Raw genomic sequence first — 534 nt, forward strand, 5'->3', positions numbered from 1 at the left:
AGAAGGGCAGTTTACTTAAGCCCTTCTTATCTAAACTTTTAGAGAGTTTTGAGTGCTACAGACTAGTTTGCAAACATATGAGTATTAGTGTTTACCCAACACTTAATACCGAAGTCTCGCAGCATTGCCTCTACGGTTTGTTTGTCTTGGTCTGACTTTACAAAGATCTGTTGGAAATCATTTGCTGAGACTGCTTTGGGGGAAAGGCATTCTGCCATGCATACGCTTTTACCCTCGCGTGTAGTGTAATCTCTAGCATTCATTGCATCCCAGTCAATTGTTTCGATACCTTTCGCATAATCTAGCAATTCAAATTCCCCATTTAATGGGTGTTTCGCTGATATTTTCCAATTATTCGAGTTGGCATGTGTGCGAGGAATGCCAATAAAAACAAAGGTTTCTTGAGGGTGATCCTTTTGGACTCGTCCATCAAAAGGATTGTCGGCAAAAAAATGGAAAGGAACCATTGAATCTAGCCCATGTTTCGCGCGACCAGTAAGTATTTCTTGGTCTGCCACATCAACAACTGGCTTC

At 41.4% G+C, this 534-nt stretch carries 1 protein-coding gene; it reads right to left on the reverse strand.

Annotated features, from left to right (window positions below; genetic code table 11):
• Nucleotides 1-62 precede the first annotated feature (62 nt).
• Nucleotides 63-534 (reverse strand): DarT ssDNA thymidine ADP-ribosyltransferase family protein (locus tag R7Z50_RS30700; RefSeq protein WP_318150178.1); only part of this gene is annotated, 472 nt, incomplete at its 5' end.

Source organism: Vibrio sp. 1249-1 (assembly GCF_033340495.1).